We start from the raw sequence: 6,751 nt of genomic DNA on the forward strand, positions 1-6,751 counted from the left end.
AGAGAAATTACCCATATTAATAGCTAAAGAAAAATTAAGTTCAGAATTAAAATAAGCCATATTTTCGTTTTCAGGCACATCTCCAAAAGTATTTACAAGCTTAACGTCTCCAGTCCATACAAGCTCATTATAATTATATATTTTTACATTGAGAGTGTCTCCCGTATTAATTCCATTATCAATCATTAATTTACGAGGAAGTGATGACCATACATTACCATATTGAATATCAAGCACAGGTATATTAGCATAAAAAACTCCATTCTCATATTTAGCTTTTTGATATTCAATTTTTGTTATATTAGTTCCTAAAGATTGACCAACCTCTTCAAAAGTAATTTGCTTAGAAGCAAGTTTAGCCCCAGTATAAACATAAACATCTCTTCCATGGAAAGTGTATGATTCTTGTGAGTTTGTAAGTCTATTTTTTACTTCATCAATTTCTCTTACTTCTTCTACTCCTAAAGACTCTGCAACAAAAGTTAAAGTACCATTATCTGGAGTAACAAAGTAATAATTATTTTTAGTCTTCATAACAACCGATTTTCTATCAGTACCAACACCAGGGTCTACCACACTAACAAACACAGTACCTTCAGGCCAATACCTAGCAGTTTGGTCAAGTCTTAAAGCAGCCTCCCATATATTGTATGCAGGTATTTCATGTGTAAGGTCATAAACTTTTAAATCTTTATCTACACTAAGAGCAACACCATACATACTTGCTACAGCATTATCCTTTCTTCCAAAATCTGTTTGAATTGCAAGAGGGGATTTATTATTTACATTGTTTTGATTAGTACAAGAGATTACAAAAAATATTACTAATATTGATATAATAATCTTTTTCATTTTTCTACCTTAAATAAAATAATTTTAAATGTTGTTTAAAAATAAAATGTTTTAATTATATTGAATTATTTATTAAATATATTTATTTATTTTACTAATGATTTATTATCAAATTACTAACAAAAAATTAAGGGTATAAGAAAAAACTTACACCCTTAAAAAATCTTGTTTATTTAGCTTTAGCATTAAGAGCATCTTTTTGTCTTTTGATTCTTCTTAAAGCTCTTTTGCGTTTCACTACTTTTCTATGTTGTTTTCCCACAGTATATATCTCCTTTAATTTTTATTATATTTTACCATTTGAACCTAATACATTCATTATTTTATGAATATAAAGTTTTTTCATTTCATCACGAGCAGGTCCTAAATATTTACGAGGGTCAAATTCTTTAGGGTTATCATGGAATACTTTTCTAATAGCAGCAGTCATAGCAAGTCTTGAATCGCTGTCGATGTTGATTTTACAAACTGCACTCTTAGAAGCTTCTCTTAATTGCTCTTCAGGAATACCTATAGCATCATCTAATTTACCGCCGTTTTCATTTATCATTTTAACATACTCTTGAGGTACGCTTGAAGAACCATGAAGTACGATAGGGAATCCAGGGATTTTTTTCTCAATTTCTTTAAGAATATCTAATCTTATTTGAGGATTTTGACCAGGTTTAAATTTATAAGCACCATGGCTAGTACCTATAGAAATAGCAAGAGAGTCAACTCCTGTTTTTTTAACAAAATCTTCTACTTCTTCAGGCTGAGTATAAGTGTGATGTTCAGCTACAACATCATCTTCAACACCAGCAAGTACGCCTAATTCACCTTCAACAGTAACATCATATTTATGAGCATATTCAACAACGCTTCTAGTTAATTCAACGTTTTTGTTATAGTCATAATGGCTTCCATCTATCATAACAGAAGAAAAACCATATTCAATACAGCTTTTGCAAAGTTCTAAACTGTCGCCATGATCCAAGTGTAAAACTATAGGTACATTAACACCTAATTCTTTAGCATATTCAACAGCACCTTGAGCCATATATCTTAATAATGTTTGATTAGCATATTTTCTAGCACCTGAAGAAACCTGAATTATAACAGGGCTTTTAGTTTCCACACATGCTTGTACTATAGCTTGAAGTTGTTCCATATTATTAAAGTTAAATGCTGGTATAGCATAACCGCCGCCTATAGCTTTTTTAAAAAGTTCTCTACTATTAACAAGACCTAAGTCTGAGAATTTAACCATATTTTTCTCCTTATTCTTTTTTTTATTATAAAAAGTACTTCATAATAATATAGTAAAAATAATAAATTTTCAATAAAAATAGTAACTTTTTATATATATAAATTAAAATTTAAAGAAACTAATCTGTTCATGTAATTCTTTAGATTTATCAAGTAACTCGCTAGATAAATTTGAAGTCTCGCTTGCAAGCACGGCATTCTGCTGAGTTACATTATCCATTTGAGAAACAGCCTTATTAACCTGTTCTATTCCAATAAATTGTTCCTGTATAGTATGGCTTATTTCATTTATTAAATTAGCAGAGTTAATTATTCTATCTTTTAATTCTTCAAATATTTTATGAGATTCTCTTACGGAATTGGTTGCAGTATTTATTTTGTTTACAGATTCATCTATAAGAGAAGTAATTTCTTTAACGGATGCCTGAGAATTTTGCGCCAAGTTTCTAACTTCAGAAGCAACAACAGCAAATCCTCTGCCTTGTTCCCCGGCACGTGCAGCTTCTACGGCAGCATTTAAAGCCAGTATATTAGTCTGAAAAGCAATATCTTCTATCATCTTTGTAATGTTTTTTATTTTAGAACTGGATTCATTGACATCTTCTATATTTGATGTAGTCTGCGATATCATTATGCCGACTTGTTCTATTGAATCAGTGGCTTCTGTCATTATATCTCTAATTTCTATAGAACGTTCTGTTGAATTCTTTAATCCGGATGCAAACTCTTCCATTGAAGAAGAAGTTTCTTCCAAACTTGCAGCCTGATCTTCAACTCTTTTTGCTAAATTAGCATTTTCATAAAATATTTTATTTGATTTTTCGGATATAATATAAGACATATCATTAATACTATGAATCATATCAGCAAGATATTCCTGCATTTTGCTGAAATATTGAGACATTTGTCCTAACTCATCTTTCCTAGATTTAATCTTTTGAGGTATATTAGAATTTAAGTTGCCGTTATTCATATTTTTGGATTCTTCTAATATGTAATTTAAAGGTGTTGTTATAGATTTTGCAAATATATATACAAATATAAATATTATGATTATTCCAAAACATACAACAGATGTATTTATAATTATCATTTTATATGTTTCAGCATTTGCTATTTTTTGAGGTATTGATATTACAGTATACCAAGCCTGAGTCTTTAATTTATTGAAAAAAGTTTCTATATTGTTATTGTTTATATTTATTCTTGTGTATCCGTTTTGTATAGATATTATTTCTTTATACTTTTCATCTATTTGAGTTTTTATAAGTTTAGGGTCTTTATTTGCAATAATTTCTAAAGTATCGCTTATTATTGATAAATCAGCACCTGCTGGGAGTTTTACATTAGCCATAACTTCTTCTATTAATTTATTCCAATCAAGCATTGTATATAAAACAGCTATTGATTTATTATTTTCATCTTTTATGCCGACAATTACTATTGTGCTTGGTTTTCCAGTCGTTAAAGATATACTGATATCATTTGCCAAAGCATTATCATAACCTGAATCTACAAATCTTTTCCAAGTACCCGGCTGTAAATCTTTTATTAATAGATTATATACACTTTCATCAAGAGATGTATCGAATTTTATAGAGCCGTCTATAGTGCTTATACCTACGTCTATTACATATGGATTTTCTTTCATAACTCCTCTTAATGTATTTAATGATTCCTGATAGTTTTGCCAGTTAGAAGTTTTTGACATTTCAATTACAGACGGTATTGAAGCATAGAATTTAGCATTTGCTATTTGATTATTAACCCAGCTGTCAACAGAAAAAGTATATCCTGATAAAGTTCCTTCAAAACCTTCTTTGATTTTATTGTTCATAATATTATTTGAAAGACTGCCTGATACTATAATTATTGCTGTCATTACAATGATTACTATCAGTATTATAGTAAACGGCATTTTGAATGTTAGATTATTAAAGCTCTTTTTCATAAAAAGTCCTGTTTATATATTTTTTTATTGCAATACCAAAAGAAAATGCACTGGTATTTTTATGCTGATTTGGAATTTATAAAAGAGATATAATAATGCGATGCGATGCGATGCGATGCGATGCGATGCGATGCGATGCGATGCGATGCGATGCGATGCGATGCGATGCGATGCAATTCATATTAATAAAACCCTAATCAATGTACTTTTAATTAAGTATATACAATAATACATGTTTGTCAATATTTTATATTTATTTTGCATTTGTATACTAAAAAATTTTAAAGTTTTTTAACTACTTGCCTATATCCATTGGGTACACTTCGCCAGTATATCATAATATTATGGATAGTTCTTTATAGCTGCGGCTGATTACTTAATTATTATACAAAAATTAATAATTTATTTTGCGGTCAAAACATATTTTACTAATATTAGAAATAATATTTGATATTATAAAAAATTATAATTTAGATTTACAAAATATAAAAATTGACAAAATATAGTTGTTTAGGTATATACTAATTTCTATTATATTTTTAAAGATTTAGAAATATTTTATGAATAGTATACCGCTATGCAATAATTATATATACAATTTGTTGACTATTATTCGTATGTATGTTATAATATTTCAAAATATTTGTAAGTTTTTACTTCAAATAAAAGTATCAATTCAAGAGGTGTTATAATGTCAAAAATTAATTATTTAGGACAGTCTTATGATTTGTCCAATGGAGAGTCTTTATTAGACTTCCTTAAACAAAATGCTAAAAAAGATTCCAAAGATGCAGTAGCAGCTAAGTTTAATGGAACACAAGTTGACCTTACATATACGCCTGAAACAGACGGCGATTTAGAATTGATACTTACCACCTCAGATGACGGACTTGAAATATTAAGACACTCTACAAGCCACTTAATGGCTCAGGCTGTTAGAAGACTTTATCCTAATACTCAAGTTACTATAGGACCAGCTATTAAAGATGGTTTCTATTATGATTTTGATGCTGAAAAGCCTTTCACTGAAGAAGATTTACCAAAAATCGAAGATGAAATGAAAAAAATCATCAAAGAAAATATTCCTGTAGTAAGAAAAGTAATGAATAAAAATGAGGCTATAGAATATTTCAAGAAAGCTAATGAACCTTATAAAGTTGAAATTATAGAAGGTATAGATGCTGATACAGTATCTTTCTATGAGCAAGGCGATTTTATAGACCTTTGCCGCGGACCTCATGTTCCTTCAACAGGTTATTTAAAAGCATATAAACTTATGTCTGTTGCAGGAAGCTATTGGAGAGGGGACTCTAATAATAAAATGCTTTCACGTATATATGGTACTGCTTTTGAAAGTAAAGAATCATTGGATAAATACCTTAAAAAACTCAAAGAAGCTAAAGAAAGAGATCATAGAAAGTTAGGTAAAGAATTAAATTTATTTAGTTTCCATGAAGAAGGTCCGGGTTTCCCTTTCTGGCATCCTAGAGGAATGATTATATATAAGGCAGTTGAATCATATATAAGAAATGAAAATGATAAACGCGGATACGTTGAAATAAAAACTCCTGCTATACTTAATGAAGAATTATGGCATAGAAGCGGACACTGGGATAACTATAAAGAGAATATGTATTTTACAGAAATTGATGAAACTAAATATGCTGTAAAACCAATGAACTGCCCAGGCGGTTTGATTGTTTATAATTCTAACATACATAGTTATAGAGATTTGCCTTTAAGAGTTGCTGAATTAGGTTTCGTTCATAGACATGAGCTTTCAGGAGCTTTGCATGGACTTTTCAGAGTAAGAGCTTTCACTCAAGATGATGCTCATATATTCTGTACTGAAGAGCAATTAGGCGATGAAATTATTAATACTATTGAATACTATTTATCTGTATATAAAGACTTTGGTTTCGAGAACTTTGAAATATTTGTTTCTACTAGACCAGCAAAATCAATCGGAAGCGATGAAATTTGGGAGCTTGCTACTAAATCATTAATCAATGCTTTAGACAAATTAAAAATAAGCTATAAAATTAATGAAGGTGATGGAGCTTTCTATGGTCCTAAGATAGACTTCAATATTAAAGATGTTCTTGACAGAAACTGGCAATGCGGTACTTTACAAGTTGACTTCTCGCTTCCTATGAGATTTGAGATTAGCTATGAAGGTAAAGACGGTAAAAAACATACTCCTGTAATGCTTCACAGAGCTATACTTGGTTCTATGGAACGTTTTATAGGTATATTGGTTGAACATTATAATGGTAAATTCCCGTTATGGTTATCTCCTTTACAAGTGGCTGTAGTTAATGTACTTAATGAAAAATCTCAAATTGATAGAGTTAATGAAGTAGCTAAAGCATTGAAAGATGCTGGCTTCAGAGTGGAAGTTGATGAAGGCGATGATAATTTAGGTACTAAGATTAAGAAATATCGCTTGCAAAGAACTCCATATACAGTTATAATAGGAGCTGAAGAAGTTTCTAGCGGAAAATTATCTATTAGAACACGTTCTTCACAAGAAATTAAAGATATGGATTTGAATGAGTTCATTGAGAAACTCAAAAAAGAATCTAAGGAGAGAATGAATGATTCTATATTTACTACTAAATGAGGTAGATAAATAATGGCAACAGTAAAAAAAGAAGGAGAGAGAATTAATCAATTTATTACTGCACCAGAAGTTAGGGT

General features: G+C 29.7%; 4 protein-coding genes and 1 pseudogene. 2 read left to right on the plus strand and 3 right to left on the minus strand.

The window, feature by feature from the left end; translation table 11 throughout:
* From Q0K19_RS14675 to Q0K19_RS14685, 3 genes are all read right to left on the minus strand, one after another.
* A partial coding sequence (locus Q0K19_RS14675) for an S-adenosyl-l-methionine hydroxide adenosyltransferase family protein (protein ID WP_297249266.1) occupies positions 1–852 on the minus strand: 852 nt, incomplete at its 3' end.
* A 286-nt stretch (positions 853–1,138) separates the two neighbouring features.
* Positions 1,139–2,101 carry a class II fructose-bisphosphate aldolase gene (locus Q0K19_RS14680; RefSeq protein WP_297249268.1) on the minus strand — a complete coding sequence of 321 codons (963 nt, stop codon included), beginning with the start codon at positions 2,099–2,101 and terminating at the stop codon, positions 1,139–1,141.
* Between the two features lie 102 nt (positions 2,102–2,203).
* The gene (locus tag Q0K19_RS14685; RefSeq protein WP_297249270.1) at positions 2,204–4,051 is read right to left on the minus strand and encodes a methyl-accepting chemotaxis protein; all 1,848 of its coding nucleotides are present in this window, start codon (positions 4,049–4,051) and stop codon (positions 2,204–2,206) included.
* Positions 4,052–4,742: 691 nt separating this feature from the next.
* On the opposite strand from Q0K19_RS14685, the gene thrS reads away from it, so the two are divergent.
* On the plus strand, positions 4,743–6,674 hold the full coding sequence (gene thrS / locus Q0K19_RS14690; RefSeq protein ID WP_297249272.1) for a threonine--tRNA ligase: 1,932 nt from the start codon (positions 4,743–4,745) through the stop codon (positions 6,672–6,674).
* Positions 6,675–6,686: 12 nt separating this feature from the next.
* Positions 6,687–6,751 (plus strand): annotated as a pseudogene (locus tag Q0K19_RS15465) (translation initiation factor IF-3); the annotation flags it as partial.

This window comes from uncultured Brachyspira sp., assembly GCF_944393015.1.
In the GTDB taxonomy this organism is placed as follows: Bacteria; Spirochaetota; Brachyspiria; order Brachyspirales; family Brachyspiraceae; genus Brachyspira.

Coding starts and splice junctions, on each gene's coding strand:
- thrS (WP_297249272.1), top strand. CDS start 4,743: ATGTCAAAAATTAATTATTTAGGACAGTCTTATGATTTGTCCAATGGA.
- Q0K19_RS14685 (WP_297249270.1), bottom strand. CDS start 4,051: ATGAAAAAGAGCTTTAATAATCTAACATTCAAAATGCCGTTTACTATA.
- Q0K19_RS14680 (WP_297249268.1), bottom strand. CDS start 2,101: ATGGTTAAATTCTCAGACTTAGGTCTTGTTAATAGTAGAGAACTTTTT.